Annotated in this window: 3 protein-coding genes; 2 read left to right on the forward strand and 1 reads right to left on the reverse strand. The window is 70.1% G+C overall.

Annotated features, from left to right (window positions below; genetic code table 11):
- Both HC022_RS27135 and HC022_RS27140 read left to right on the forward strand, forming a co-directional pair.
- The coding region (locus tag HC022_RS27135; RefSeq protein WP_167454443.1) for a DUF2332 family protein at positions 1-335 on the forward strand (335 nt) is incomplete at its 5' end.
- Between the two features lie 28 nt (positions 336-363).
- Positions 364-735, forward strand: a complete 372-nt coding sequence (locus HC022_RS27140) for a DUF2237 family protein (protein ID WP_089960899.1) — start codon at positions 364-366, stop codon at positions 733-735.
- Positions 736-751: 16 nt separating this feature from the next.
- Here HC022_RS27140 and HC022_RS27145 read toward each other — a convergent pair.
- Positions 752-1133, reverse strand: a 382-nt coding sequence (locus HC022_RS27145; protein ID WP_368484866.1) for a helix-turn-helix transcriptional regulator, incomplete at its 5' end; no start/stop codon positions are given.

Consider the following 1133-nt stretch of genomic DNA (forward strand, 5'->3'; position numbering starts at 1 on the left):
CCATCGGCCGCGCGCCGGTGGATCGCGGCGATGCCGCCGACTGGATCGGCGCGCGCATGGCCGGCAACGCGCCGGGGCCCATCCAGATGATCTACACCACCATCGCGTGGCAGTATTTCCCGCCCGAGGCGCAGGCCCGCGCCCGCGCCGCCATCGATACCGCCGGCGCCGCCGCCACCGAGGACGCGCCCGTGGCATGGGTCGCGCTCGAGGACGACGGCCAGCGCCCCGGCGCCGGCATCACCCTCAGGCTCTGGCCGGGAGACCGCTCGTTCTCGCTGGGGCGCGCGGATTTCCACGGGCGCTGGGTGAACTGGACAGCGCCGCCGCTCTGAGGCAGGCTTGCCTCGCAAGGAGGCGCCCATGTCCGCGAAAGACCCCGAGATCAACGTTCTGGGAGACCCGCTGACGCCATGTTCGATGGCGCCGGTCACCGGGTTCTTCCGCGACGGCCACTGCAACACCTGCGCCGAGGATCGCGGCAGCCACACGGTCTGCGCGGTGATGACGGCCGAGTTCCTCGCCTATTCCGCCTACGTGGGCAACGACCTCTCGACCCCGCGCCCCGAGTTGCGCTTCCCCGGACTGCGGCCCGGCGACACGTGGTGCCTCTGCGCCGCGCGCTTCCTGCAGGCCCATGACGAGGGCTGCGCGCCAAGGGTCCGGCTGAGCTCGACCCACCTGCGGGCGCTGGACATCGTGCCGATGTCGGTGCTGCAGGAAAACGCCGTCTGACGCTCGGCGTTGCGGTTCAAAGCCGCTCGCCGATCTGGCCGGTAAGCAATTCGTCAATCAACACGCTCATCGGTTGCGACCGCCCCGACACCCCGACCTTGCGAAAGATGGCGTTGGCCTGCACCTTCGCCCTGCCCTCCGAGGTCTTGCGCAGGGCGGCGATCTCGGAAATCCAGAAGCCCCTGATCACCATTATCGCCATGTCACGTGCGGCGGACGTCAGCCGCCACTCCGAGAAGCGCTCCTCAAGCACGTCGGCAAAGGTACCCGAGGCGAGGCGCAGGCTGTCCTCGTCGCGGCTCCGGGCGGCGGTGGCATCATGGCCAGACCGCGCGGCGAACAGTGTCCCGGAGTTGGGGCCGGCGCCCAAGACGGACCTCGACCGGACGGCATAATCC

This window comes from Salipiger sp. HF18 (assembly GCF_011806505.1).
GTDB classification, from domain to species: Bacteria; Pseudomonadota; Alphaproteobacteria; order Rhodobacterales; family Rhodobacteraceae; genus Salipiger; species Salipiger thiooxidans.